The sequence below is a fragment of the Thiofractor thiocamini genome, assembly GCF_055384375.1.
Genome location: NZ_AP042389.1, coordinates 886,733 through 913,219, shown reverse-complemented (window position 1 = coordinate 913,219; position 26,487 = coordinate 886,733). Strand labels below are relative to the sequence as shown.

Annotated in this window: 24 protein-coding genes; 18 read left to right on the top strand and 6 right to left on the bottom strand. The window is 35.4% G+C overall.

Annotated elements, in window-relative coordinates:
* Positions 1-29 precede the first annotated feature (29 nt).
* Entirely contained in the window at positions 30-938 is a 909-nt protein-coding gene (locus tag ACZ47B_RS04620; protein ID WP_464895510.1) for a hydroxymethylglutaryl-CoA lyase, read from the bottom strand.
* Between the two features lie 153 nt (positions 939-1,091).
* On the opposite strand from ACZ47B_RS04620, the gene ACZ47B_RS04615 reads away from it, so the two are divergent.
* The 5 genes from ACZ47B_RS04615 (at position 1,092) to ACZ47B_RS04595 (ending at position 5,799) form a co-directional block, all read left to right on the top strand.
* A complete protein-coding gene (locus ACZ47B_RS04615) occupies positions 1,092-1,487 on the top strand; it encodes a flagellar basal body-associated FliL family protein (protein ID WP_464895509.1) in 396 nt (131 codons plus the stop codon).
* Between the two features lie 164 nt (positions 1,488-1,651).
* On the top strand, positions 1,652-2,947 hold the full coding sequence (gene ugpB, locus ACZ47B_RS04610; protein ID WP_464895508.1) for a sn-glycerol-3-phosphate ABC transporter substrate-binding protein UgpB: 1,296 nt from the start codon (positions 1,652-1,654) through the stop codon (positions 2,945-2,947).
* 155 nt (positions 2,948-3,102) lie between these two features.
* Positions 3,103-3,885, top strand: a complete 783-nt coding sequence (locus ACZ47B_RS04605) for an ABC transporter permease subunit (RefSeq protein ID WP_464895507.1) — start codon at positions 3,103-3,105, stop codon at positions 3,883-3,885.
* Between the two features lie 64 nt (positions 3,886-3,949).
* The gene (locus ACZ47B_RS04600) at positions 3,950-4,735 is read left to right on the top strand and encodes an ABC transporter permease subunit (protein ID WP_464895506.1); all 786 of its coding nucleotides are present in this window, start codon (positions 3,950-3,952) and stop codon (positions 4,733-4,735) included.
* Positions 4,736-4,746: 11 nt separating this feature from the next.
* Entirely contained in the window at positions 4,747-5,799 is a 1,053-nt protein-coding gene (locus ACZ47B_RS04595) for an ABC transporter ATP-binding protein (protein WP_464895505.1), read from the top strand.
* A 38-nt stretch (positions 5,800-5,837) separates the two neighbouring features.
* Here ACZ47B_RS04595 and ACZ47B_RS04590 read toward each other — a convergent pair whose 3' ends face one another.
* Together ACZ47B_RS04590 and lolA are read right to left on the bottom strand one after the other, a co-directional pair.
* Positions 5,838-7,073, bottom strand: coding sequence for an NAD(P)/FAD-dependent oxidoreductase (locus tag ACZ47B_RS04590; protein ID WP_464895504.1), 1,236 nt, complete (start codon positions 7,071-7,073; stop codon positions 5,838-5,840).
* A 32-nt stretch (positions 7,074-7,105) separates the two neighbouring features.
* Positions 7,106-7,618, bottom strand: a complete 513-nt coding sequence (gene lolA, locus ACZ47B_RS04585) for a LolA-like outer membrane lipoprotein chaperone (protein ID WP_464895503.1) — start codon at positions 7,616-7,618, stop codon at positions 7,106-7,108.
* 108 nt (positions 7,619-7,726) lie between these two features.
* On the opposite strand from lolA, the gene secA reads away from it, so the two are divergent.
* Together secA and ACZ47B_RS04575 are read left to right on the top strand one after the other, a co-directional pair.
* The gene (secA, locus tag ACZ47B_RS04580) at positions 7,727-10,363 is read left to right on the top strand and encodes a preprotein translocase subunit SecA (protein WP_464895502.1); all 2,637 of its coding nucleotides are present in this window, start codon (positions 7,727-7,729) and stop codon (positions 10,361-10,363) included.
* A 125-nt stretch (positions 10,364-10,488) separates the two neighbouring features.
* A complete protein-coding gene (locus ACZ47B_RS04575) occupies positions 10,489-11,574 on the top strand; it encodes an ABC transporter permease (RefSeq protein WP_464895501.1) in 1,086 nt (361 codons plus the stop codon).
* Here the strand turns inward: ACZ47B_RS04575 and ACZ47B_RS04570 are convergent.
* Entirely contained in the window at positions 11,558-14,071 is a 2,514-nt protein-coding gene (locus ACZ47B_RS04570; RefSeq protein WP_464895500.1) for a YhdP family protein, read from the bottom strand. The genes ACZ47B_RS04575 and ACZ47B_RS04570 overlap by 17 nt on opposite strands.
* On the opposite strand from ACZ47B_RS04570, the gene mltG reads away from it, so the two are divergent.
* The 11 genes from mltG to ACZ47B_RS04515 all read left to right on the top strand — a co-directional run bounded on the left by mltG (position 14,016) and on the right by ACZ47B_RS04515 (position 24,787).
* Complete coding sequence (mltG, locus tag ACZ47B_RS04565; protein WP_464895499.1) at positions 14,016-14,960, top strand: endolytic transglycosylase MltG; 945 nt, start codon at positions 14,016-14,018, stop codon at positions 14,958-14,960. The genes ACZ47B_RS04570 and mltG overlap by 56 nt on opposite strands.
* A 158-nt stretch (positions 14,961-15,118) precedes the next feature.
* Positions 15,119-17,323, top strand: a complete 2,205-nt coding sequence (locus tag ACZ47B_RS04560; RefSeq protein WP_464895498.1) for an NADP-dependent isocitrate dehydrogenase — start codon at positions 15,119-15,121, stop codon at positions 17,321-17,323.
* Between the two features lie 74 nt (positions 17,324-17,397).
* Positions 17,398-18,345 carry a malate dehydrogenase gene (mdh, locus tag ACZ47B_RS04555; RefSeq protein ID WP_464895497.1) on the top strand — a complete coding sequence of 316 codons (948 nt, stop codon included), beginning with the start codon at positions 17,398-17,400 and terminating at the stop codon, positions 18,343-18,345.
* A gap of 46 nt (positions 18,346-18,391) precedes the next feature.
* The gene (locus ACZ47B_RS04550; protein ID WP_464895496.1) at positions 18,392-19,243 is read left to right on the top strand and encodes a fumarate hydratase; all 852 of its coding nucleotides are present in this window, start codon (positions 18,392-18,394) and stop codon (positions 19,241-19,243) included.
* Positions 19,244-19,252: 9 nt separating this feature from the next.
* The gene (locus tag ACZ47B_RS04545) at positions 19,253-19,813 is read left to right on the top strand and encodes a Fe-S-containing hydro-lyase (RefSeq protein WP_464895495.1); all 561 of its coding nucleotides are present in this window, start codon (positions 19,253-19,255) and stop codon (positions 19,811-19,813) included.
* 53 nt (positions 19,814-19,866) lie between these two features.
* Positions 19,867-21,042 carry an ADP-forming succinate--CoA ligase subunit beta gene (gene sucC / locus ACZ47B_RS04540; protein ID WP_464895494.1) on the top strand — a complete coding sequence of 392 codons (1,176 nt, stop codon included), beginning with the start codon at positions 19,867-19,869 and terminating at the stop codon, positions 21,040-21,042.
* On the top strand, positions 21,039-21,911 hold the full coding sequence (gene sucD / locus ACZ47B_RS04535) for a succinate--CoA ligase subunit alpha (protein WP_464895493.1): 873 nt from the start codon (positions 21,039-21,041) through the stop codon (positions 21,909-21,911). The genes sucC and sucD overlap by 4 nt, the downstream gene beginning before the upstream one ends.
* 15 nt (positions 21,912-21,926) lie before the next feature.
* Positions 21,927-22,244 (top strand): 4Fe-4S dicluster domain-containing protein, encoded by a 318-nt coding sequence (locus ACZ47B_RS04530; protein ID WP_464895492.1) that lies wholly within the window; start codon positions 21,927-21,929, stop codon positions 22,242-22,244.
* Positions 22,245-22,253: 9 nt separating this feature from the next.
* On the top strand, positions 22,254-23,381 hold the full coding sequence (locus ACZ47B_RS04525) for a 2-oxoglutarate synthase subunit alpha (RefSeq protein ID WP_464895491.1): 1,128 nt from the start codon (positions 22,254-22,256) through the stop codon (positions 23,379-23,381).
* On the top strand, positions 23,381-24,214 hold the full coding sequence (locus ACZ47B_RS04520) for a 2-oxoglutarate ferredoxin oxidoreductase subunit beta (RefSeq protein WP_464895490.1): 834 nt from the start codon (positions 23,381-23,383) through the stop codon (positions 24,212-24,214). Before ACZ47B_RS04525 ends, ACZ47B_RS04520 begins: the two co-directional genes overlap by 1 nt.
* 9 nt (positions 24,215-24,223) lie before the next feature.
* A complete protein-coding gene (locus ACZ47B_RS04515) occupies positions 24,224-24,787 on the top strand; it encodes a 2-oxoacid:acceptor oxidoreductase family protein (RefSeq protein WP_464895489.1) in 564 nt (187 codons plus the stop codon).
* Between the two features lie 22 nt (positions 24,788-24,809).
* On the opposite strand, the gene ACZ47B_RS04510 is transcribed toward ACZ47B_RS04515, so the two are convergent.
* Positions 24,810-26,054 (bottom strand): GGDEF domain-containing response regulator, encoded by a 1,245-nt coding sequence (locus ACZ47B_RS04510; protein WP_464895488.1) that lies wholly within the window; start codon positions 26,052-26,054, stop codon positions 24,810-24,812.
* A complete protein-coding gene (locus ACZ47B_RS04505) occupies positions 26,051-26,410 on the bottom strand; it encodes an HIT family protein (RefSeq protein WP_464895702.1) in 360 nt (119 codons plus the stop codon). Before ACZ47B_RS04505 ends, ACZ47B_RS04510 begins: the two co-directional genes overlap by 4 nt.
* Between the last annotated feature and the right edge of the window lie 77 nt (positions 26,411-26,487).

The following is a 26,487-nucleotide window of genomic DNA, read 5'->3' as shown; positions in this document are numbered from 1 at the left end:
GGCAGATGAGTCAATATTTCGACTACATTCTAAATCCTACACTCTATATCTGCATAAGCCAAATGACTTGTTAGTACAGGCTTGATTTTCTCTTTTATAGTCGGTATGATTGATAGTAAAACATCCAGTTTTACATCTGTTTTTACTCCCATTTTTTCAAGCATATTTACCAAATCTTCACTTGCTATATTGCCTGCGGCTCCGGGAGCAAATGGACATCCTCCAAGACCTCCTATGGCTGATTCAAACTTTGTCACTCCATTATTTAGTGCGGCTATGACATTTGCCAAGCCCATTCCTCTGGTGTCATGCAAGTGAAGTGAAAAGTCTATATTTTTAAAAGTTGAAGTAAGTTCACTCAAAACCTCTTCAACTTGCAAAGGGTTGGCAACTCCTATGGTATCAGCAAGACAAAACTCATCCACTCCTATGTCAAGTCCGTTTTGCACCATCCATTTGACTTCTTCTATCTTTATATCACCTTCATAAGGACAGCCAAATACCGTGGCAACGGCAAACTTGACTTTCATATCTGGAAAGATTGTCTTTATTTCCCTTAACTCATCAAAAGATTCTTCTCGTGTACGTCTGACATTTGCTTTGTTGTGGGAAATACTGGTCGATATGACATAAGTTATCTCCCTCAAACCTGACTCGTAAGCCGCTTTTGCTCCGTAGAGATTTGGTACAAGTGCATGGAAGATATCTTTTTTATCTTCATACTTGTTTAAAAGATATGAGACTATCTCTTTTGCATCTTTCATTTGCGGTATGGCTTTTGGACTGACAAAAGAGGTGATCTCTATCTTTTTAAAATTTGCTTCTATAAGTTTTTCTATGATTTGAAGCTTCAAATCGGTTGGTATCCACTCTTTTATGCTTTGAAAACCATCTCTTGGTCCTACTTCAACTATAGTAACTGCTTTTGGAAGATTCATACTGTTTATCCTAAAAATATTTACAACAATATTACAAAAAGAAATATTAATATATCTTGTAAATAGATTATTTGTGTTGAAAAATAGTTCTAAGATGTTACATAGTGTTACAATGGCACTATATTTGCTTGATATTTCAAAGAGGAGAAACATATGAAAAAATTAATAATCTTGTTTTTATCAGTACTGATGTTGCAGGCCCAGACTTTACATATAGATCATTTTACCACCGATATATTTTCGTCAAGCTCAAAAAGTTTAAAAAAGATAGAGATGAGCTTGATCATAGAAGGAAGATATGTCGAAGATGAAAGTTATAAGGTCATCGATGCACTCAATGTCGTCATAGGAAGCTTTTATGTGGAAAATCTTGCAACTTCACAAGGTAAAGAGAGTTTTAAAAAACTATTAAAAGAGTACAGTGCCAAAAAACATGATGTTGACATAGATGATGTTTATATCACAAATTTCGAATCTGTTGACAAATCTTCTTCACTATCTGTTGATGACATAGTAAAAGCTTTAAAAAAAGAAGGATGCTGTAAGTAAGTATTTTTATAATATTTCTTAACAGTATCTTTTTTATAAACTTATTTTTTAAAAATCTTACTTTTTTACAATTATAGTGTAATCATTTTGTTATCATTTGTTGTTACAATACGCTTTGTAGCTAAAATTTTAGATAATTTTAGTAAAAATTATAGGAGCGTAAGATGAAGAGTAAAATAGTGTTATTTATAGCTATTTTTATGGTAACGGTAAGTTTAAATGCTGGAACCAATATAACTTGGTGGCATGCTATGGGCGGAAGATTGGGTGAAGTAGTAAATGAAATGGCAAATAACTTTAATGCTTCCCAAAATGAGTATAAAGTAATTCCTGTATATAAAGGTGGCTATGAGGATACCATGACAGCCGGTATAGCTGCTTATAGGGCACATAAATCACCTGATATTATACAAATTTTTGATGCAGGCGCGGCGACTATTATAGGAGCAAAAGGTGTTGTATATCCGGTGGCTAAACTTTTTGACAATTATGGTGTAAAGTTTAATGCAAAAGACTATATAAGTGGAGTAAGAAATTTTTACGCGGATTCAAAAGGTAGAATGATTGGATGTCCGTTTAACAGTTCAACTCCAGTTTTGTATTATAATAAAGACGCTTTTCAAAAAGCAGGTATCAAAAATCCTCCAAAAACTTGGGAAGATTTTGAAAAAATTGCTCCAAAGCTTAAAAAAGCAGGATATATAGGTTTTTCACAAAGCCATAGTCCATGGATATTTGCAGAGAATTTCCATTCGAGACATAACTTGCAGATAGCAGATAAAGATAACGGTTTTTCAGGTTTTGCGACAAAGTTATATTATGATAATCCTGCTATGGTTTATCATTGGGATAAGCTAAGAAGCTGGTTGAAGTCCGGTTATTATGGTTACTATGGAAAAGGATGGGCTGATAATCAACAAGCATTTTATGACCAAAAGGTTGCAATGTGGATTGGTTCAAGCGGATCTTTCGGTGGTTTGAAAAAAGGGGCAAAATTTAATTTTGGAACTACATATCTTCCATTTTGGAAAAAATTTATCAAAAAAGGTGCACAAACTTTTATAGGAGGTGCGGCACTGTTTGTATTTAGTGGAAAAAGCGATAAAAAATACAAAGGTGTTGCCAAGTTTTTACAATTTTTAACCAGCCCTCAAAATCAATATTTTTGGCATAAATCAACAGGTTATGTGCCTATTACAAATGCAGCATACGAATTGGCAAAAAAAGATGGATACTACAAGAGAGTTCCTGATGCTGAAATTGGAATTAAGCAGTTAAGCCTTCCTACTCAAAAGTGGACAAAAGGGTACAGACTCGGTAATTATGTGCAAATTAGAGAAGTAATGGTAGTAGAATTTGAAAATATTTTAAACGGTAAAAAAAATGCTGAACAAGCTTTGAGAGATGTAGATATCAAAGGTGACAAGCTTTTAAAAAGATTTGCCCAAACTTATAGATAAATTTATCTGTTAGCAGCATTATTGCTGCTAACAGATGATAAATTAGGAAAAAAGAAACTGTGAAAAAAGTTCAATTTAAAAGTAAATATATACAGTATTTGTTTGTATTTCCTCAAATGATTATAATATTAATTTTTTTTATATGGCCTTCTATTATGGCTTTTTATTACTCCTTTATAATGGAAGATGCTTTTGGTATCAGTTCACATTTTGTTTGGTTTCAAAATTATAAAGATGCAATTTTTAACAGTGACTACTATTCGAGTATTGTTTTTACACTGATATTTGCTTTGCTTGTAACACTTTTTTCTTTAAGTATAGGTCTTATGCTTGCTTATAAAGCAAACAATGTAATTAAAGCAAAAGGTTTGTACAGAACACTTTTGATGTGGCCTTATGCCATAGCTCCAGCAGTTGTGGGATTGATTGCAACTTTCTTTTTTAATGAAAGCCATGGTGATATGTATAATTTTTTAAACTCTTTAGGTTGGAAATTTAATCCAAAAAGTGATCCTTTTGATGCGCAAATTATGTTGGTATTTGTGGCAACATGGAAACAGATAAGTGTTAATTTTATCTTTTTTCTTTCAGGTCTGCAAGGAATACCAAAATCAATCATAGAGGCCTCATTGATAGATTGTAAAAGTTCTGCAAAAAGATTTTGGACTATAATTTTTCCATTATTGGCACCAACGACATTTTTCTTATTAATTACGAATATAACATACTCATTTTTTGATACATTCGGTCTTATAGATACTACCACTAGAGGTACACCTATGGGGCAGACAAAAACTCTTGCTTACAAAATTTATCAAGATGGGTTTTTGGGTGCTGACATCGGTGGTTCGTCGGCACAATCGGTTGTACTTTTTCTTTTTGTGCTTTTGATAACAATATTTCAATTTAAGTATATAGAAAAAAGGATTCATTATTAAACCTATATCATTTGTTAATATTTTTTCACATATTATCTTGATTGCAGGAGTTTTGATTTTTTTAGTGCCTATTTGGGTTATATTTGCATCCTCTACCCACTTACCTGAAGCAATCTTGTCCAATGGATTGCAGTTTTTACCCGGAAATAATTTTTTAAAAACTTATCATAGTATATTTTTTGAACATACTGGATATACTAAAAATGTAACAACTGCAAGAATGATGCTAAACTCTTTGATACTTGCGATTGGTTTTGCGGTAGGTAAAGTTATCATCTCCTCTATGGCTGCTTATGCGATAGTGTATTTTAGATTTAAATTGGCAAATTTCTTCTTTTGGATTATCTTTTTCACACTTCTGTTACCTGTTGAGGTAAGAATCGTTCCGTCATTTGAAGTTTTGGCAAAATTAAATATGCTAAATAGTTATACAGGATTGATCATCCCCTTGATTGCATCTGCAACAGGAACATTCTTTTTTAGACAATTTTATAAATCTGTACCGGAAGAGCTTCTAGAAGCAGCCAAGATTGATGGTGCAAATAGCTGGCAATTTTTTATAGATATTTTAGTGCCGATATCCAAAACAATGATTGCCGCACTATTTATAGTTATGTTTATAGTTGGATGGAATCAATATCTATGGCCTGTTATGATGACAACAAAACCTGAATATAACACAATACTTTTAGGTATCAAAGAGATATATCAAAGTAATTTTGAAGGGAGTTATCTGCCGGAATTCAATAGAGCATTTGCAATGATTATAGTAGCTTTAATAATACCTGTATTGATAGTTGTATTTTTTCAAAGATGGTTTATTAAAGGCTTGGTAGATTCTGAGAAATAAGGAAAAAAATATTGAGATATTTAGATATAGAAAATGTTGTAAAAAGTTATGATAAAAAAGAGACGATAATTAAAAAAATCAATCTTAATGTAAAAAAAGGAGAATTTTTAGTAGTCGTAGGGCCCAGTGGATGTGGAAAATCAACACTTCTTAGAATGATAGCCGGATTAGAAGATGTCACTGACGGATTTATAAAAATTGAAGGTAAAATTATAAACAATATACCTCCTGCCGAAAGAGATATTGCCATGGTGTTTCAAAATTATGCACTATATCCTCATATGAATGTAGAACAAAATCTTTCTTATGGTTTAAAAAATAGAAAAATACCTAAACAAAAAATATCTGTTAAAGTAAGAGATATAGCCACTTTATTGCAAATAGAAGGATTGCTCAAAAGAAAACCAAATCAGCTTAGCGGTGGGCAAAAACAGAGGGTTGCCATGGGAAGAGCAATTATCAGGGAGCCAAAAGTATTTTTATTTGATGAACCTCTTTCCAATCTTGATGCAAAATTAAGAAATATAATGCGTATCGAGATAAAAAAACTACATGATAAATTAAAAATTACTTCCATATACGTTACCCATGATCAAGTTGAAGCTATGACATTAGCTGATAGAATTGTGGTGCTTAACAGTGGAAAAATTGAGCAGGTTGGAACACCGGATGAGATATATGACAACCCATGCACACTTTTTGTTGCAAAATTTATGGGGATTCCTCCCATGAATATCTTTAAAACCAGAGTAGAGGATAATTATATATTTTTTTGTGATGAAAAAATAGAGCTTTCAAAAACAATATATGATAAAGATGTATTTATAGGTATTAGGGCCGAAGATATCTTGCTAAAATATTTTATCGGAAGCATTAAGGTGGTTATAGATATCCAAATGATAGAGAGATTGGGAAGCGATAGTCTAATTTACGCACAAATAGATACTCATAAGATTATTGTTAAAACGAATGAGCATATAGATAAAGCGAAAAAAACATTAACGATATATATTGATCCAAAAAAGTTTTATCTTTTTTCTACCGATTCACATAAAAGAATTTAGGAAAATATCTAAATTCTTTTATGATTTATAAGTTAAAATTAACATCCCTGATAAAACCCTGAAAAAAGAAGTACATCGTCACTTTTTTTGTTTTCTATCTCTTTGTCTATAAGTTCACTGACCAAATCACCTATGGCAGGACCGAAAGTGATGCCAAGCCATCCTAAGCCGTTTGCATGTATGACATTGTCATATCTCTCATCTCTCCCGAAAAGGGGGATATCATTTGGTGTTAAAGGTCTAAAACCTGTCCAGTACTCTGGATCTTTCATCTCAAAATCTTCGACAAAAGGTTTTAATGTATTTAGTATGCTTTCAAATCTGCTCATTTTGTAACTGTAGTCATGGTTGCCAAGTTCAAGTTTACTTGTTATCCTCACGCTGTCACTTCTTGGTATGAAACCTATGAATTGGTCTTTAAACAAAAGCGCTGTTTTTGGTTTCAGCTCTTCATCCATTTTAAAAGTCATACTGTAGCCTTTTGCGGGAGTTAGCATCAAATCAACCCCTGTTTTCCTGGAGAGTGAGACATCGCTGCCGGTTGAAACTATGAAATTGTCAGCTTCAAAGGCATCATCTTTACTCAAAGCCTTTATGGCTTTGTCATTTTGAAATTCAAAATTTATAATCTCGGTATTCAAGACAAATTTCACACCTTTTTCTTTTAGGTATGCGGTTAAATTTTTCATGAGCATGGCAGGATTTAAGTGGGCATTTCTGTTGAGAAAGATGGAACCTACCACTTTTTCGTTAACACATGGTGCCATCTGTTTTGTTTTTTCATTGTCCCAGGCTTCTTTGTAGGGATTGTTTTCACACTCTTTGGCATCTTTTTCGAAAGATTTCATATCAGTATATACCATAGCTACACCTGTGTGATGAAAATCAAACTCAAACTCTTCGGCCATTTCCTTGTAGTGAGACATTGATATTTCGCCATATTTTTCAAAGAGTATCAATGTTCTTTTGAGTCTCTGTTCGTTCGCATTTTTGGCAAAGAGCCACAACCATTTGATGATCTTAGGAGAGATTCCGTTTATAAGTAAGGGGCTTTGGTTCTTTAGCATCAGTTTGATTGTGCTGGCTATGATGCCCGGTCTTGAAAGAGGCGGCTCTTCAAAGGGTGAAACAAGTCCGGCGTTTCCAAAAGAGGTATTGTCACTGATATCACCTTTATCTATCACGGTAACCTCATGCCCTCTTTTCATAAGCATATACGCACAACTTAGTCCAACTATCCCACCACCAATAATTATGGTTTTATTTGTAGCCATTATCTTTCCTTAGTTAACTGATATTGTTTACATCAGTTTTGTAATATATCATAATCTTCAGGTATATTATACTTGAAGATTTCATCATCAATGATAAGATTGGTATCTTCGTTTTTAAAGAATATCCTTACATTGTTTCCAACTTTGTCTTTATAGGAAACTGAGATGATTTTATCATTTTTTATAGTTATATGGTAAGTTGTATCACAGCATTTTGCTAGAAGTTGATCCCCGTTTTTTTTAGCCGTTTTTAGTATATCTAGGATTTTGGGAAGTTTTTTTGCTCTTGAAAATATGGCTTGTTCAAGTTCCGGCTCGATTATGATAACTTTTCCATTTAAAAAGTATAGTTTTTTAAGGATAGGTTTTTGATATATCCAAAGAGCTTTGTCATCACTTCTTGCATAAAATTTACCGCTGTATTTTATGGTGCTGTTTTGTTCATTTGTTATGGTTTGTATAAAGTCAGCTTTGATGGAAGATATATCAAAAGAGGCATACAAAAAGAGAAAACCGCTTGTAAAAAATATAAAAAAAAGTTTCAATTTGTTTCCCTTAATAAGAAAAAATAAAAATAACCTATCCAATTTATCAAATAAATATTAAAATTATGATAAAATCTCCTCTAATTTTAAGATAAAGGTTTAAAAGCTATGGTTTCCGGACTATTCAAAAAAGTATTTGGTACAAAAAATGACAGAGAAGTAAAGAGATATGCCCAAAGAGTAAAAAAAGTAAATGCTTTGGAAGAGAAGTATGAAAAACTGAGTGACGATGAGTTGAAAGATGCTTATAATGCTATGAAAAAAGATGTACAAGAGGGTAAAAAAACTCTTGAAGATGTGATATATGACTCTTTTGCCATAACCAGAGAAGTTTCAAAAAGAACCACAGGGTTAAGACATTTTGATGTACAGATGATAGGCGGTTTTGTTTTAAACGACGGAAAGATAGCCGAGATGAAAACAGGTGAGGGTAAAACACTTGTCGCAACTCTGCCGGTTGTTCTAAATGCAATGACCGGTAAAGGTATACATATAGTTACAGTCAATGACTATCTTGCAAAAAGAGATGCAAATGATATGGGTCCGATATATAACTTTTTAGGGTTAAAAGTAGGCTCTTTGACTTCGGAGATAGAAGATGATGCCAAAAGAAAAGAGCAGTATGATGCCGATGTCACTTATGGTACGAACAACGAGTACGGGTTTGATTATCTAAGAGACAATATGAAGTACTCTTTGGAAGAGAAAGTCCAAAGAGACCACTACTTCGCCATAGTGGACGAGGTTGACTCAATACTTATAGATGAAGCAAGAACTCCTCTTATCATCAGCGGCCCTACCAATAAAACTCTTGATAATTACAAGATAGCAAATGAAGTTTCCAAGAAATTGCTCCGAGCTACCGAAAAAGATGAAAACGGTGAAGTAAAACCTGAAAGTGGAGACTTTATAGTAGATGAAAAAAACAGAACCATAACTTTAACTGAAAACGGTATCAAGAAAGCTGAAGAGCTTTTTGGAGTTGACAATCTTTACAGTCTTGAAAATGCCATACTCTCACACCACTTAGATCAAGCTTTAAAAGCTCATCATCTTTTTGAAAAAGATGTGGATTATGTGGTGAAAGAGGGTGAGATAGTTATAGTTGATGAATTTACGGGAAGGCTAAGTGAGGGAAGAAGATTTAGCGAAGGTTTACACCAAGCACTTGAAGCAAAAGAGGGCGTTACTATACAAGAAGAGTCTCAAACACTGGCTGATATAACTTTTCAAAATTATTTTAGGATGTATGAGAAGTTAGCGGGTATGACAGGAACAGCGCAAACTGAAGCCAGTGAATTTGCACAAATTTACAATCTCGATGTTATATCAATCCCTACAAATGTTCCTGTTACCAGAAAAGATATGAATGATCTTATATATAAAACTGAACAGGAAAAATTTAAAGCAGCAGTTGATACCATCAAAAAACTTCATAAAAAAGGGCAGCCCGTCCTTGTAGGAACGGCATCTATAGAAAAGAGTGAGATACTCCACCACTATCTAAAAGAGGCAAAAATCCCCCACTCCGTACTAAATGCAAAACAGCATGAAAAAGAAGCTCAGATCATCAAAGATGCAGGCAAAAAAGGTATGGTAACCATAGCTACCAATATGGCAGGTCGTGGTGTGGATATAAAACTTGATGATGAAGTTAAAAAACTTGGCGGTCTTTTTATCTTAGGTACAGAAAGACATGAAAGTAGAAGGATAGACAACCAGCTTAGAGGAAGAAGTGGAAGACAAGGCGATCCTGGAGCTAGTCAATTTTATCTAAGTCTTGAAGATAATCTTTTAAGAATCTTTGGAAGTGATAAGATAAAAACCATCATGGAGAGACTTGGTATAGAAGAGGGTGAACATATAGAGTCTAAAATGGTAACAAGAGCGGTAGAAAATGCTCAAAAGAAAGTAGAAAGCCTACACTTTGAATCAAGGAAGAACTTACTTGAATATGATGATGTTGCAAATGAACAGAGAAAGACTATCTATAACTTTAGAAACAACCTTTTAGACCCTGAGTATGACTTAACTCATAAACTTGATGAGATAAGAGAAGAGTTCGTAGAGTCACTTTTGTATAGAGCAGAAATTTTTGAAACGGGAATCAAGGAGGATTTTGATCTTAAGAAATTGGCTGCTATTTTGAAAGAAGAGATAAATGAAGAGATAGACATAAAAGAGCTTGAAGGGCTGGATTATCAAGCACTCAAAGATAAAGTCATCAAGTTTTTAAAAGATAAGTATGAAGAAAAAATGAGTGTGGTAGATAGTGAGCAAAAGAAAGAGATAGAGAGGATACTATATCTTCAAATCCTTGATAACGCATGGAGAGAGCATCTGTATCAAATGGATATCTTAAAAACAGGTATCGGCCTTAGAGGATACAACCAAAAAGACCCGCTTGTAGAGTATAAAAAAGAGAGTTACAATATGTTTTTGGAGCTTGTTGACAGGATAAAATTTGAAAGCTTAAAAACTCTTCATTTGGTTCAACTTAGAGATGAAGAAGAAGAGAGAGAACGAGAGAGAATGCAGCAAATCCTAAATGAAATGCAGCTCTCAAACGATGATATGGAACTTTTGCACGAAAGTACACTTACACCTGAAGAGAAGAAGCCTTTTGTTGCTGCCAAGAAGATACCTAGAAACGCTCCTTGTCCTTGCGGAAGCGGTAAAAAATACAAAAATTGCTGTGGAAAAAGCGGTCCCAAAAAAGGTGCTTTAGCGCAAAATGAAGAGTAGTTTATAGGAGATTTGTCATAACACTATCTAAATATCTCATAAAAAAGTATCTAAGGTTTGACAAATCCCAACCTTTCATCACTATAAGCGCTTTGTTTGCTTTTGTGGGAGTTTGTGTAGGCGTTATGGTACTTTTGATAGCTATGGCTATCATGAACGGATTTGATAAAAATTTTGAGGATAAGCTTTTTACGATGAATTATCCTCTTAGCATCTATCCAAAAACTTTACAAAATATAGACAACACTCTTTTGCAAAAATTAAAATCCCGCTTTCCCGATATGAAATTCAGTCCATATATCAATTCTCAAACCATTATAAAAAAAGGCGATCAACTTGAAGGCGGTATGCTTTTTGGAGTAAATTTTAAAGATGAGTCGCTTATAAATCCTATAGTGAAAAAAGCTGTCAAAAATAAACATATAAAAAGATTTGAAGTGATTGTGGGTAAAGGTATAAAGGATATGTTTTTTTTAGAAGTCGGTGATAAGTTGACACTGATCTTCACCCAAAACTCACCTGCGGGTTTTTCTTTGATACCTACCATGAAGAGGTTTAAAGTCGCGGGAAGTTTCAACTCCGGTCTTATAGCATATGATAAAGTGTATATGTATACGACTTTGGAATCCTTACAGAAAGTTTTACATTTTAAAAAAAATGAGTTTAGCGGTATACATGTTTATTCCAAAACTCCACAGGTTGATATAAAAAAGATAAAAAAGTTTTTACCGCCAAATGCGGGAGTGGTTGGATGGTGGCAGCAAAACGGTAACTTTTTCGCTGCACTCGCACTTGAAAAAAGATCTTTGTTTATAGTTTTGATGCTTATCATACTCATAGCATCACTAAATATCATAAGTTCACTTTTGATGATAGTGATGAACAGAAGAAAAGAGATAGCGCTTTTACTCTCTTTGGGGGCAAGCAAAAAAGAGATAAAAGATACTTTCTTTTATCTAGGACTTGCCATAGGTGGTAGCGGGATAGTTATAGGGGTTATTTTAGGGCTACTTGGGATGTATATACTCGGTTCGTTTGATATCATAAATCTTCCGGCCGATGTTTACGGCATGAGCAAATTGCCTATAGATTTATCTTTAAGGGATTTTATCTTCATAGTTACAGGAGCTTTTTTCATAGTCGCTTTTTCTTCATACTACCCATCAAGACAAATCAGCAAGATAGATGTTTTGGCTACTTTGAGAGATTAGTTTCATTTTTTGGTAGTAACAATTTAAAAGGCAGCTTTATAACTCTAAAAATTATATTTAGAGGTGATTTGATGACATCTTTTGAAAAGTCTGTTTGAATCTGAGGGTTGTCAAAACTTCCCGTTATGGTTACTTTTGAGCTAAATTTACCATCTTTTCCAAGAAGAATATAGCCTATCAAAGGTATGGATTTTATGGTTTTTCCCAAATCTTTCAATATATCGACATTAAAATCAAGATTTAACTTTTTGTTTTTCAAGTCAATATAGCCGCTTCCTTTCAGGGTGGAAAAGTTGTTTCTTAAAACTATATCTTTAAGTGTAAGTATGGAATTTTTCAGGTAAAAATTAAATTCTCCCGTATCTATCTTGAAGTCACTTCCTCCTTTTTTAGGACTTTTTATAGTCGAATCCGCTATCTTACAGTTACCCCAGAAAAGATCGTTCGATTCTTTTATCAACAATTGAAAAGAGCCGTTTTTAAACAAATCATGATGGATGATCATATCGATATAATCGGCACTTAAAAAATTTGTATGTATGTCAACCATGCCAGCATCTTTGGAATAAAAGATATGATTTTTACCATAAACACTTGAAAATATCTTTTTGTCCCTGTTTAGAAATAGCGTAAAAGTAGTTGTTGGAAGAGTTAATGCCTTGCTGATATAAATAGTCGCATCAAGTGCATTTAGAGTGATAGGCTTTTTGAAGTAACTCTTTTTATTTTTATCTTCACTTAGAGAATTTCTTAAGTCGTATGAGATATTGTTGGTATTTATCATTATTTGGTCTGATATGTCGGCTGTTATCAAGCTTTTGTTGATATTCAGTTTGATATTGTTCATATCTATCGAACCGTTTATATCAAAATTTTTTAAAAGTTTATCATTATACAACAAAATTTTATTGTTATCATAATGTATATGACTTTTTATTTTAAAAAGTTTAAAATCCGCAGTATAGAGGTTTGTTTTACCATATTTTATGTCATATTTTCGTAAAAACGGAGAAATTCCATATAATTTTCCAAGGTCGTCAAAAGTGAATTTTTTTGTTTTGTCAAACGATAAAGAGGTGTTTAAATCTTTCAATGATATTTTGCTTCGGTCGAAATCAATATCTATAGCACTTTTAGTCTTGTTCGTATCGAGCAATACTTCATCTTTGTATTGCAAGAAGAGCTTGTTGACATTTATCCTCCCTGTATAGCGGTTTTTATCTGTTTTGAAAGCTCCTGTGGTATTGATATCGAAAAGTTTTTTATAAGATATGTTTGTATTGTTTAGATCTACAATGTTATCTTTAAGAGATATTGTTGCCTGTTTTGTATGAAACTTTATTTTCTTGAAGTAGATATCGGAATTTTGTGTGTAAAAATATCCTTTTATATGAAAACTGTATGGAACAAACGGTATATAAAGCCTAAGGATTGTATCTGTAGAAGATGTTTTTTGATAAAGCGGTATATCGACATCGTAAACTTTTAGTATACGCTTAACTTTTTTATCGAGTGGATGTTTTGCTTTGAGTATCACTTCTATGGCTGCGCCTTTGCTTAGTAAATGCGTTATCGTTACTTTGGATCCGTTTAAGTCAATCTCTTGATAAGAAGGTTTGAAAAGTTTAAAATAGAGCGTATCGTTTTTAAGTGTTATATCTATCTTCTTAGCAAATGCACTTTTTAATTTTTTGTGAAATTTTATCTTTACGTTTTTCGCCGTAGCTTCTGCTTTTATAAGTTTTGGGAAAAAAACACCCGTTCTTATGTTAAACTTGCCGGTTATATAGTGTAAGTCATACTGTTTTGCTATGATGTATCTGTATATCCAGTTTGAAATCTCTTCATTTATATTTATTTTGGAATTCAAATAATCCATAAAAGTAGCGATCTCTTTGGCGGAAACATCATAAAGATAATAATCCAACATATCATCTTTTAAAGTGAGTTTGGCAAAGCCATTTAATCCATGAGTTTTGAATGAACCGTCAAAATCTATCCTGTTTTCATCCAGGTTTATGTTCAGATTCCCTTTTAAGTATGTAAAATAATTTTTAAGATAGAGATTTTGTATATTTGCATGCACACTTGATTTGTTTGATATTGAAATGGAAGCTAAAAAATACAACTCATTCGTATCTAAAAAGAATTTATTGTATATATACTTCAATCTTATGGTTTGATTTTTGTATTCGAGCTTTTTTATATCTAATTCTTTAAAGAATTGATGAAAATATTTTAGATAATCCTTTATGGATAAAAGCTGACTTTTGGTATCAGTTTTTTTGTAACTCTTTTTTATTTTTAAGTAGTCTGCTTTTACAATGAGTTTTTTATCTAATTTAATGTATAATTTTTTGATATTGGCATAAGGAAGGATGAGGCTATCTATCTTGATGCCGTGTAAAAGAAGAAAATATACAATAAGAGCAAGAGAGATAATGAAAATAACCAAATATGATATTTTAGCTATAGTATTTGACATAATTCTTATCATTATATTATCCCTGTTGTTCTATCTAGCCCAAGATATAAAATCATCCAAAGTCGTATATATTCCATCCGGTTCTATAAATCGAATTATATCATATCTTGAGGATAGAAATTTTGAAGTTTCAAAAATAGATGCATATTTGATAAGATTTTTCGGTACTCCTCAATCTGGCTGGATAGATATAGGAAAAATAAGACTCAGCAGAGGGGATTTTTTATATAAGTTGACTCACTCAAAAGCTGCTCTTATGAAGATAACTCTGATACCGGGGGAAACAAAAGAGATATTTTTTTCAGAGTTGGCAAAAAATATGCATTTGGATTATAAAAAATTATTGAAAGAGTATAGCAAAATAACTCCCATAAAAGATGGTGTGATCTTTGCGGATACATATGAAATTCCTATGGATATGAGCGAGAGGCATTTGGTAAGTTATCTGGTATATAACTCGCTTTACAAACACAGAAAACTCTCACAAAAGATTTTTGGTGTATATGACAAGAAAAAATGGTTCTGGTATGTAAGTATAGCCTCTATCATACAAAAAGAGGCGGCAAATAAAAAAGAGATGCCTCTTGTCTCAGCCGTCATTCACAATCGTATAAAAAAAGGTATGAAGCTTCAAATGGACGGCAGTTTAAAGTACGGTATATATTCGCATAAAAAAATCACACCCTCGAGGATACGAAACGATAACAGCCCATACAATACCTACAAGATAAAAGGAGTACCCTCAAATCCGGTATGTTCGATCAGCCTAGATGCCCTGAAAGCCGCGATATTCCCTGCAAAAAAAGAGTATTTGTACTTTGTGAAAGGAAAAAATAAAACCCATATATTCAGCAACAATTACAAAAGGCATCTTCAAAATATAAAAAGAAGCAACAGATAATTATGTAACTAAATGTAACATATATGATACCTATAAAATATATATTGTGTAAAAATGTAACATTTATTTATTTTTTCCTTCGATAGTATGTATATTAAAATTATTTTATGTTTACTATTATATACTTATATAATAATTTTAAACTGTAAAGGATATACATGGCAAAAAATATAGTATATACAAAGATAGACGAGGCTCCTGCATTAGCGACTTATTCATTGTTCCCGATACTTCAAAAAGTACTTCCTGAAGCCGGAGTGGATATAGAAGAGAGAGATATATCACTCTCAGGCAGGGTGTTGGCGACTTTCAGTGATATGCTGCCTGAAGATCAAAGACATCCTGATGAATTGGCTTACCTTGGTGAGTTGGTTAACAAGCCAGAAGCAAATATCATAAAACTACCAAATATTTCTGCTTCGATACCTCAACTTAAAGCTTGTATAGTCGAGCTACAGAACCAAGGGTACAAGGTGCCGGATTTTCCGGAGAACCCTCAAAGCGAAGAAGAAAAAGCCATAAGAGCAAGATATGCCACATGTCTTGGAAGCGCAGTAAATCCGGTACTTAGACAAGGAAACAGCGATAGAAGAGCAGCTCCTGCGGTAAAGAGATACGCACAAAAACATCCTCACAGACTAAAATCTTACTCAAAAGATTGTAAAGCTTATGTAGCTCATATGAAAGAGGGTGATTTTTATGGCAATGAAAAATCTGTCATAACCGAAAAAGCCACTACACTTTCAATCGAGCTAAACGGTAAAACTCTTACTACTTTGGATGTTGATGCAAAAGAGGTGGTATCCTCAAGTTTTATGTCAGCTGAAAAACTAAGAGAGTTTTTAGCCGGGACTATAAAAGATGCCGATGCAAAAGGTCTTTTGTGGTCAATACATTTAAAAGCTACCATGATGAAAGTGAGTGATCCAGTTATATTTGGACATGCTGTTAGTGTATTTTTCAAGGATGTATTTGATAAATACAAAGATGAATTTGAAAAACTTGGAGTAAATCCGGATCTTGGTATCGGAGATCTGTTAAAAAAGATAGAAAAGAGTGATAAAAAAGATCAAATCGAAGCGGATATCAAAGCTGTCATACTTGATGGACATCCAAATATCGCTATGGTTGACAGTGACAATCTTGTCACAAATCTTCATGCTTCAAATGATATCATCATAGATGCTTCCATGCCTCCGGTCATCAGAGAGGGTGGTAAAATGTGGAACAAAGATGGGGAACTTCAAGAGTGTGTAGCGGTTATCCCGGACAGAAGCTATGCTACGACTTACAGCACTATCATGGAGGATTGTAGAGTTAACGGTCAATTTGATGTAACTACTATGGGACATGTCAGCAATGTGGGCTTGATGGCTATGAAAGCAGAAGAGTATGGCTCTCATCCATATACATTTACATGTGCCGAAGATGGAGTGATGGAAGTAAAAGACAGTGACGGAAATACTTTGATGAGTCACAATGTTGAAAAAGGTGATATTTGGAGACTTTATAAAGCAAAAGATATCGCTATAAAAGATTGGATAAGATTAGCCCATGAAAGAGGTAGCTTAACTGGACTTCCTATAGTGTTTTGGCTTGATAGCAACAGAGCACATGACAGCAATATGATACAAAAAGTAGTAGAGTATCTGCCTGCATACTTGGAAGAAAAAGATATGGAGTATCACATAATGGCTCCAAGCCTGGCTATGAAATATACTCTAAAAAGAACAAGAGCTGGGCTTGATACTATATCAGTTACCGGAAATATCCTAAGAGATTATCTAACCGATCTGTTTCCTATACTTGAACTAGGTACCAGTGCAAAAATGATGAGTATAGTTCCATTACTTGCAGGTGGAGGTCTTTTTGAAACAGGTGCCGGCGGAAGTGCTCCAAAACATGTAGAGCAATTTTTAAAAGAGGGGCATTTAAGATGGGATAGTCTTGGAGAATTTTTGGCTCTTGGCGAATCTCTTAGAATGATATCGCAAAAAACAGGAGATAAAAAAGTAGGCGTTATGGTAAAAGCATTTGATAGCGCCAATGAAGCGTACCTTGAAAACGACAAGTCTCCAGGCAGGAAAGCAGGGCAACCTGATAATAAAGCCAGTCATTACTACTTCGCAATGTATCTAAGTGAATATTTGGCAAATCAAAATGAAGATAAAGAGTTGGCTGATGTTTTCGCTCCTGTTGCAAAAGATTTGAAAGAAAATGAAGAGAAGATAATGAAGGAACTTTTAAGTGTTGAGGGTAAACCTCAAGATATTGGAGGTTATTATCATCCCGATGATGACAAGGCTGAACACGATATGAGACCTAGTGAAACGCTAAATGAGATTGTTGATTCATTAAAATAATTTGCATTATATGAGATTTGTGGTACAATTCCGCAAATCTCTAAAACAGACACTAAATCAAGTAAAGGAAAACAGTGGAGAGACAAAGCAAGGTAACTATTATAGGCGCTGGAAATGTCGGCGCGACAGTAGGGTATTCTTTGGCGATGCATGGAACTTGTCACAGACTTGTCTTGGTCGATAGAGATGAGGACAGAGCAAAAGGAAAAGCACTCGATATGAGCCAGGCTGCGGCTGCGGCAAGAAGTCATACCATTGTAAAAGCTGCCCAGAGCTATAAAGATATAGAAAATAGCGAAGTGGTTGTTATTACTGCCGGAAGCCCCAGACTGCCTGGTATGACAAGAGATGATCTTTTGATGATAAATGCTCAGATCACAAAAGAGGTTATCTTAAAAGTAAAAGAGTATGCACCAAATGCCATAGTTATCATGGTCTCCAATCCCCTTGATACGATGACCTATGTCGCTTTGAAGGTAGGAAATTATCCAAGAAACCAAGTTATAGGAATGGCGGGAATTCTTGACAGCGCAAGAATGGCACATTTTATCTATGAAAAGCTTGGATTTGGTGCGGGTCAGATAAGAGCTACCACTATGGGTGGACATGGTGATTATATGGTGCCACTTCAGAGGTACTCAACGGTTGCCGGTATTCCTTTGACGGATTTACTAAAAGCTGATGAGATAAAAGAGATAGTTGAGAGAACAAAACACGGTGGAGCGGAGATAGTAGGATACTTAAAAACCGGTTCTGCTTATTATGCTCCCGCAAAATCAACCGCACTTATGATAAATGCCATATTGAACGACTCTAAACAGATTTATCCTTGCGCGGTGTATCTTGAAGGAGAGTACGGGTATAGTGATATAGTAAATGGAGTTCCTGTAACTTTAGGGAAAAATGGGGCTGAAGATGTGATAGAGATCAGTTTGAATCATTGTGAAAGGGAGCAATTTAGAAAGAGCATTGATTCTGTTCAGGTGCTGATCGATACACTAAAGGAGAAAGATTTTTTATAAATCTTTCAGGTTGTTGAACAATATTCATTGAAAAGGAGATTTTCAAATGAGAGAGGTTGAATTTGACGATATCGTCAATAGTATAAAAAACTTGATAATCCATACGGCATATAATTTGCCCGAAGATGCGTTAAACGCTCTTAAAAAAGCCATGGATGAAGAAAAAAGCCCGGTTTGTAGAGAAGTTTTAAGGCAGATCTTAGAAAATGCACAAATCGCTAAAAATGAGGATAGACCTTTGTGTCAAGATACCGGTTTGGCAGTATTTTTCGTAAAAGTGGGAGAAGGTTTCAAGGTAAAAGACGGTACACTAAAAGATGCCATAAACAAAGGAACGGAACTTGGATACAAAGAGGGATATCTTAGGGCTTCTACTTGCGATTGCTTTACTAGGGCAAATTTAAGAGATACCGTAGGATACAATTTGCCGGCAATCATACATTTTGATATAGTTGAAGGCGATAAACTCGAGATTGAATATGCGGCAAAAGGCGGTGGAAGTGAAAATGTAAGCCGTGCAACAGTGCTTGCTCCCGCTCAGGGAAAACCCGGAATTTTAAATTTTGTAAAAGAAGTAGTTTCCAATGCCGGACCAAATCCTTGTCCTCCTATCATAGTCGGAGTAGGAATCGGCGGAACTTTTGAAAAAGCTGCAATTTCAAGCAAGCATGCACTTTTCAGGGAAGCCGGAACAAGAAATGACAATCCTGAGCTTGATGCTTTTGAGCAAGAGATACTTGAAGAATTGAACAAGCTTGGTATCGGTGCGATGGGAATGGGCGGAACAAAAACAGTACTTGCCGTTCACATAGAAAGAAACCCATGCCATATAGCTTCTTTACCGGTTAGCGTAAATGTACAGTGCCACAGTTCAAGACACTCACATATCACTATATAAGGATATATCATGAGCCAAACATATTATTTAACAATGCCACTTAGTGACGAAGATGTAACACAGTTAAAAGCGGGAGATATCGTATATCTAACAGGAACAATGTACACCGCAAGAGATGCGGCGCACAAAAGAATCGTTGATTTGATAGAAGAAGGAAAAGAGTTACCTTTTGACTTGAAAGGTTCAGTTATATATTTTGTAGGACCTACTCCTCCAAAACCGGGTGATCCCATAGGAAGTGCAGGACCTACAACAAGCTACAGGATGGATGCGTATTCGCCTATACTTATAGCTCACGGGCAAAAAGGTATGATAGGAAAGGGAAAAAGAAACCAAGAGGTAAAAGACGCTTGCAAAAAGTATAAAGCTGTTTACTTTGGTGCGACCGGAGGTGCCGGTGCATTGATAGGAAAAACGATAAAAAGTGCCGAAATCATTGCTTATCCCGAACTTGGACCTGAAGCCATAAGAAAGCTTGAAGTCGAGGATTTTCCTGTAACTGTTATAAATGATACTTACGGAAATGATTTGTACGATATGGGTAGAGCCCAGTTCGAAGTAAAAGATTGATAAAATGGATTTAAGGAGGGGGAAGTGACTAAAATACGAAAAAGGAGAGTAGGTTGAATATACATGAATATCAAGCTAAAGAGATATTTAGACAGTACGGTGTTCCGACGCCAAGGGGTAAGGTTGCCTTCACGGTAGATGAAGCTGTAAAAAATGCTAGAGAACTCGGAGGCAATATTTGGGTCGTAAAAGCTCAGATACATGCCGGCGGTAGAGGGCTTGGCGGAGGAGTAAAGCTCGCTAAAAGCCTAGATGAAGTCAGGGAATTGGCGGACGAGATACTCGGAATGACTTTAGTAACTCATCAGACAGGGTCTGAGGGTAAACTCGTACAAAAAGTTTACATAGAAGAGGGCGCGGATATAGAGAGTGAATTTTATCTTGGTATGGTTTTGGACCGCGCTAAGGAAATGCCTGTTATGATGGCAAGTACCGAAGGGGGTATGGAGATAGAAAAAGTTGCGGCTGAAACACCTGAAAAGATTATAAAAGTAGCAATTGATCCAAGTATCGGTTTTCAGGGATTTCACGGAAGAGAGCTTGCGTTCGGTCTTGGACTTCCAAAAGAACAAATAGGTAAATTTATCAAGTTTGCTTCAACTTTATATAAAGTATATATGGATAAAGATGTTGAACTTATAGAGATAAATCCTTTGGTAAGAACCGGAAGCGGCGATTTTTTGGCTCTTGATGCGAAGATAGGATTTGATGATAATGCGCTTTACAGACATCCTGATATCGAAGAGATGAGAGACTTGAGTGAAGAAGTCCCTACTGAAACAGAAGCTAAAAAGTATGGTTTGAGTTATATAAAATTAGACGGTGATGTAGGATGTATGGTAAATGGAGCCGGACTTGCTATGGGTACTATGGATACGATAAACTATGTCGGCGGAACTCCCGCAAACTTCCTTGATGTGGGTGGTGGAGCAAATCCTGAAACGGTTGCAAAAGGATTTGAGATCATTTTAAGTGACCCAAATGTCAAGTCTATATTTGTCAATATCTTTGGCGGTATCGTAAGATGTGACAGGATAGCAAACGGTATCATAGAAGCGACTAAAAAAGTGGATGTTCATGTACCTGTTATAGTTAGACTTGACGGCACAAACGCACCAGAAGCTGCAGAGATTTTGAAAAATTCAAATATCAGCAATATAATTTCAGCAACTGATTTGCTTGACGGAGCGAAAAAAGCGGTTGCAGCAGCTAAAGGAGAGTTAAAATGAGTATTTTGGTAGATAAAGATACAAAAGTAATAGTTCAGGGGTTTACAGGTAAAGAGGGTACTTTTCATGCTGAGCAGTGCTTGGACTATGGTACCAAGATCGTTGGGGGTGTAACCCCTGGTAAAGGCGGTCAGGAACATCTTGGAAAACCTGTTTTCAATACGGTAAAAGAGGCTGTAAAAAATACAGGTGCAACAGTTAGTATGATATTTGTTCCGCCTGCATTTGTAGCTGATGCGGTTATGGAAGCAGCTGATGCCGGAGTGGAACTTGCAGTAATCATTACCGAAGGTGCTCCTGTACAGGATATGATGAAAGCAAAAGCGTATGCCGTTAAAAACGGTATGAAAACCATAGGACCTAACTGTCCCGGTATCATTACGGCTGAAGAGTGCAAGATAGGAATTATGCCAGGCATGGTATTTAAAAAAGGAGATGTCGGACTTATATCCAAAAGCGGAACGCTTACTTATGAAGCAGCCAATCAAGTGTGCCAGGAAGGTCATGGCATAACAACCGCTGTCGGTATCGGCGGTGATCCTATCATAGGACTTAGCTATCTTCAACTTTTACCTATGTTTGAAAATGATCCTGATACCAAAGCGATCGTTATGATAGGTGAGATAGGCGGTGATTTGGAGATCCAGGCAGCCAAATATATAAAAGATAATGTCTCCAAGCCTGTTGTAGCGTTTATAGCAGGTCAAACCGCACCTAAAGGAAAGAGAATGGGTCACGCCGGTGCGATTGTCAGCGGTGGAAGTGGAACAGCAAAAGAGAAGATGGAAGCACTTGAGGCTGCTGGAGTTAAGGTCGTAGTAAGTCCGGCAGAAATCGGCAAAGCAGTAACTGAAGTTATGAAAAAATAATAACTAGGAGAAAATATGAGTACTATGAAAGCACCGGAAAATACTCCGGTATGGGTAGATGTAAGCAGGTGTAAAGCTTGTGATATATGTGTAGAAATGTGTCCGGCAGGGGTTTTGGCAATGGTACCGGCTGATACAACTATCTTGGGAGCTACTATATCTGTAGAAAATCCTGAGAGTTGTATAGGGTGTAGAGATTGTGAACTTCATTGTCCGGATTTTGCTATTTATGTAGCTGAAAGAGGAGAGTATAAGTTTGCAAAACTTACTTCTGAAGCTAAACAAAGAGCAGAAGCTATAAAGAAAAATCATTATATGAAATTGAGTGCTTAAGGAGTATTGATGGCAAGAGAAGTTATTTCAACAGGTAATAAACTAGCAGCCAAAGCGGCTGTTGAGTGCGGATGTAGATTTTTTGGTGGCTATCCTATCACTCCTTCAAGTGAAGTAGCCCATGATTGTAGCGTACTTCTACCTAAAGTAGGTGGTAAATTCATACAGATGGAAGATGAGATAGGTGGTATATCGGTTGCGCTTGGCGCAAGTATGAGTGGTGTAAAATCTATGACAGCTACAAGTGGTCCCGGAATCAGTTTAAAATCAGAACAAATCGGCTATGGTTTTATAGCTGAAATTCCTTTGGTGATAGTAAATGTTATGAGAGGAGGACCAAGCACAGGGCTTCCAACAAGAGTTTCTCAAGCTGATATAGGACAGGCTAAGTATCCTACTCATGGGGATTATGCAAGTATAGCACTTTGTCCGGGTAGTTTGGAAGAAGCTTATACTGAAACAGTTAGAGCGTTTAATTTGGCTGAAAAGTATATGACCCCGGTATTTTTACTTCTTGATGAAACACTTGGTCACATGCAAGGTAAAGCAGTGATTCCAGATATTGAAGAGCTTGAGATAGTAAAAAGAGAAGAATTCACAGGTGATCCTAAAGATTATCTTCCTTATGAGGCTGAGATGGATAAGCCCGCAGTTCTAAATCCTTTCTTTAAAGGATACAGATATCATATCACAGGACTTCATCACGGACCTACAGGTTTTCCAACCGAAGATGCAAAGCAGAGCGAATATAACATAGAGAGACTTATGGGTAAGATAAATAACAATGCCGAAGATATTGTAGCTTATGAAGAGTATAAGCTTGATGACGCCGAAGTTTGCATGATAGCTTACGGAAGTATTAGTAGAGGCGCAAAAGAGGCAGTAGAAAAACTTAGAAGCGAAGGTATAAAAGCCGGACTTTTTAGACCAATTACAATATGGCCAAGCCCTGCTAAAAAATTAAAAGAAATAGGTGAAAAATTTGATAAAATTTTTGTAACTGAATTAAATATGGGTCAATATCTTGAAGAGATACAAAGAGTGATGAAAAGAGATGACTTTACTACTCTTCATAAAGCAAACGGTAGACCTATCGCACCAAGTGAAATGGTAGCAAAAGTTAAGGAGATGTTCTAATGGCTTTTAATTATGACGAATATTTAAGAACAGATAAAATGCCAACACTTTGGTGTTGGGGATGTGGCGATGGTGTCATCCTAAAAGCTCTTATAAGAGCCATAGATAAGCTTGGATGGAACATGGATGATGTTTGTATAGTTTCAGGTATCGGATGTAGTGGAAGACTAAGCTCTTATGTGAACTGTAACACCGTTCATACTACACACGGAAGAACTATAGCTTATGCAACAGGTATTAAACTTGCTCATCCAGATAAGCATGTCATAGTCGTAACAGGTGACGGTGACGGTTTGGCAATAGGTGGAAACCATACGATTCACGGTTGTAGAAGAAATGTTGACCTGAACCATATAGTTATCAATAACTTTATATATGGTTTGACAAACTCTCAAACAAGTCCTACTACACCTCAGGGTATGTGGACTGTTACAGCCCAGTATGGCAATGTGGACCCTCACTTTGATGCTTGTAAACTAGCAGAAGGAGCAGGAGCCAGTTTCATAGCAAGAGAGAGTGTTTTGGATCCTAAAAAACTTGAAAAGATCTTTGCAGATGGTTTTTCTCACAGAGGCTACTCATTTTTTGATATCTTCTCAAACTGCCATATAAATCTTGGTAGAAAAAATAAGATGGGAGAAGCTGCACAAAATCTAAACTGGATAGACAGCATAACCGTATCGAAGAGAAAATTTGATGCAATGGATGAAGAAGAGAGAAAAGGCAAATACCCGGTAGGTGTTTTGAAAAAAGATGAGGAAGCTGCAGAGTATTGTGACTTGTATGACAAAGTTATAGAAGCAGCCCAACATAATACAAAAGTACAATTATAAGGAGAACAGATGAGACATCAATTGAGATTTACAGGTGTTGGTGGTCAAGGTGTTCTTCTTGCGGGAGAGATTTTGGCTGCTGCGAAGATAAGAGAGGGGGGATATGGCGTAAAAGCCGCAACTTATACTTCTCAAGTCAGAGGCGGTCCGACTAAAGTTGATATCCTGCTTGATGATAAAGAGATACTCTATCCATATGCCAATGAGGGAGAGATAGAGTTTATGCTTTCAGTCGCTCAAGTTAGTTATGATGCTTTCAAAGGCGGAGTAAAAGAGGGCGGTATCATAGTTGTTGAGCCAAATCTTGTACATCCTACAGATGAAGATAGAAAAAAGTGGAAGATATATGAAATACCGCTTATCACTATAGCCAAAGAAGAAGTCGGAAATGTTGTAACGCAGTCAGTTGTCGCTTTGGGCATTACCATCACTATGGATCCGGTAATGGACAGGGACTTTGTTTACAACACAATGATAGAAAAAGTTCCTCCAAAATTCGTAGAGCTTAACAAAACAGCTTTTGAACTTGGTGAAAAATATGCCAAAATCGCTTTAAAAGAGCAGCAAAACTAAATATACTGGAGGAATTTTTCCTCTAGTATATCTCCACTCTGTTCCTTCCGTTTTCTTTTGCTTCATATAGGGCTTCATCGGCCTCTTTGAGAAGTTTTTGGATATCTTCTTTTTTATTTTTTATAGTTACCCCGATGGATACTGTGTATTTTATGGCATGGTTTTTTATAGTTATCTTTTCTTTCGAGATGAGGTTTTGCAGTTTTACAAAAAAGCTTACGGCATTTTTTTCATCAACATTGGCTAGTGCTATACAAAACTCTTCTCCGCCAAATCTTGCAACTATATCAGAGCCTTTAGTATTGTTTTTAAGGGTTATTGCCAAATGTTTCAATACCATATCACCTATATCATGACCATAGTTATCGTTTATCTTTTTAAAATAATCAATATCGAGCATAGCTATGGCATAATTTTTATATTTATTTATAAAGTCATTTATATGTTCAAAGAAGTATCTCCTGTTGTAAAGATTGGTTAAAAAGTCAAGATTTGCTACTTGTGAGAGTTTTTCTATGGCTTCTTGAGCTTCCAAGGTATTGTTTATCCTGCAGATAAGTTCTTCATTTGAAAAAGGTTTTGTTATAAAATCATTTGCCCCAAGCTTTAGAAATTTAGCAGAGATCAAATGCTCGCTACTTCCTGTCAAAGATATGATGGCCATTTCTTGTTTTGAGAATCGTTCTCTGACTTGTTTAGTGAGTTCTATGCCGTTGATCACCGGCATATTGTAATCAGTGAGTATCAGTTTTACATCATTGTTTGTTTCAAGATAATTCAATGCTTCTTCACCGTGTGCCGCTATCAAAACTTTGAACATATGTTTTTGAAGTATATTTTTTATATGTTTTCTAACTGTTTGAGAGTCATCTACTACCATAAGTTTTACATCTCTGTTTTTAGAGAGTCTTTCAATAAGAGAAAATATATAATTTACATCTTCGATATTGCCTTTAAAAACATAATCGATAACTTTCTCTTTTTTGAGCATTTCGTCTCTGACATCCTCATCTATGGTTCCTGTAAGTATGATAGAGGGTATATTGTATGACAAAACCAGATCTACCACTTCACCATCAGGCGCATCAGGGAGATTTAGATCTAAAAGTGCGATAAAGTAATCATCATTATCTTCTAGTAGTGCGGCGGTTTCTTCAAGGCTGTAGGATTGGATGATTTCAAAATCCAGATTATCTTCCATTTTTCTCTTTATGAGTTTTGAGAGTGCTTTATTGTCTTCGACAAGGAGTATTCTTTCTTTCATCATTGCAAAGCCTCCGTCAGCTTATCTTTAAATTTATCGAAATCAGGTAAAACAAGTTCGTTTTCTCGTTGTTTTTTACCCCACATAGGCTCGGGAAAGTGGGTATCGTTTTTAAATCTTGCCATGATGTGTATGTGTAGTTTTGGTAGATAATTTCCAAACATAGCAATATTTATCTTTTTAGGTTTGTAAAATTCAAGCATTAGTTTTTCGATTTTGAGCATAGTGTCTAAAAGAATTGCTCTTGTAGTCTTATCGCAATCGCTTAATTCTTTGCATGTAGTTTTTGGGAAAATTTTTACCCACGGTATGGTTGAGGGTTCTTTTTCAATGTAAAGTATATTGTTTTCATATATGATATTGTTCATATGAAATTATACAATTTTTAACTTAAAGGATTTGTAGTATAGGGAGTGTAGTTTTTATCCATGCTGCC

Coding starts and splice junctions, on each gene's coding strand:
- ACZ47B_RS04620 (WP_464895510.1), bottom strand. CDS start 938: ATGAATCTTCCAAAAGCAGTTACTATAGTTGAAGTAGGACCAAGAGAT.
- ACZ47B_RS04615 (WP_464895509.1), top strand. CDS start 1,092: ATGAAAAAATTAATAATCTTGTTTTTATCAGTACTGATGTTGCAGGCC.
- ugpB (WP_464895508.1), top strand. CDS start 1,652: ATGAAGAGTAAAATAGTGTTATTTATAGCTATTTTTATGGTAACGGTA.
- ACZ47B_RS04605 (WP_464895507.1), top strand. CDS start 3,103: ATGGCTTTTTATTACTCCTTTATAATGGAAGATGCTTTTGGTATCAGT.
- ACZ47B_RS04590 (WP_464895504.1), bottom strand. CDS start 7,073: ATGGCTACAAATAAAACCATAATTATTGGTGGTGGGATAGTTGGACTA.
- secA (WP_464895502.1), top strand. CDS start 7,727: ATGGTTTCCGGACTATTCAAAAAAGTATTTGGTACAAAAAATGACAGA.
- ACZ47B_RS04575 (WP_464895501.1), top strand. CDS start 10,489: ATGGTACTTTTGATAGCTATGGCTATCATGAACGGATTTGATAAAAAT.
- mltG (WP_464895499.1), top strand. CDS start 14,016: ATGAAAATAACCAAATATGATATTTTAGCTATAGTATTTGACATAATT.
- ACZ47B_RS04570 (WP_464895500.1), bottom strand. CDS start 14,071: ATGATAAGAATTATGTCAAATACTATAGCTAAAATATCATATTTGGTT.
- ACZ47B_RS04560 (WP_464895498.1), top strand. CDS start 15,119: ATGGCAAAAAATATAGTATATACAAAGATAGACGAGGCTCCTGCATTA.
- ACZ47B_RS04550 (WP_464895496.1), top strand. CDS start 18,392: ATGAGAGAGGTTGAATTTGACGATATCGTCAATAGTATAAAAAACTTG.
- ACZ47B_RS04545 (WP_464895495.1), top strand. CDS start 19,253: ATGAGCCAAACATATTATTTAACAATGCCACTTAGTGACGAAGATGTA.
- sucD (WP_464895493.1), top strand. CDS start 21,039: ATGAGTATTTTGGTAGATAAAGATACAAAAGTAATAGTTCAGGGGTTT.
- ACZ47B_RS04530 (WP_464895492.1), top strand. CDS start 21,927: ATGAGTACTATGAAAGCACCGGAAAATACTCCGGTATGGGTAGATGTA.
- ACZ47B_RS04525 (WP_464895491.1), top strand. CDS start 22,254: ATGGCAAGAGAAGTTATTTCAACAGGTAATAAACTAGCAGCCAAAGCG.
- ACZ47B_RS04520 (WP_464895490.1), top strand. CDS start 23,381: ATGGCTTTTAATTATGACGAATATTTAAGAACAGATAAAATGCCAACA.
- ACZ47B_RS04515 (WP_464895489.1), top strand. CDS start 24,224: ATGAGACATCAATTGAGATTTACAGGTGTTGGTGGTCAAGGTGTTCTT.
- ACZ47B_RS04510 (WP_464895488.1), bottom strand. CDS start 26,054: ATGATGAAAGAAAGAATACTCCTTGTCGAAGACAATAAAGCACTCTCA.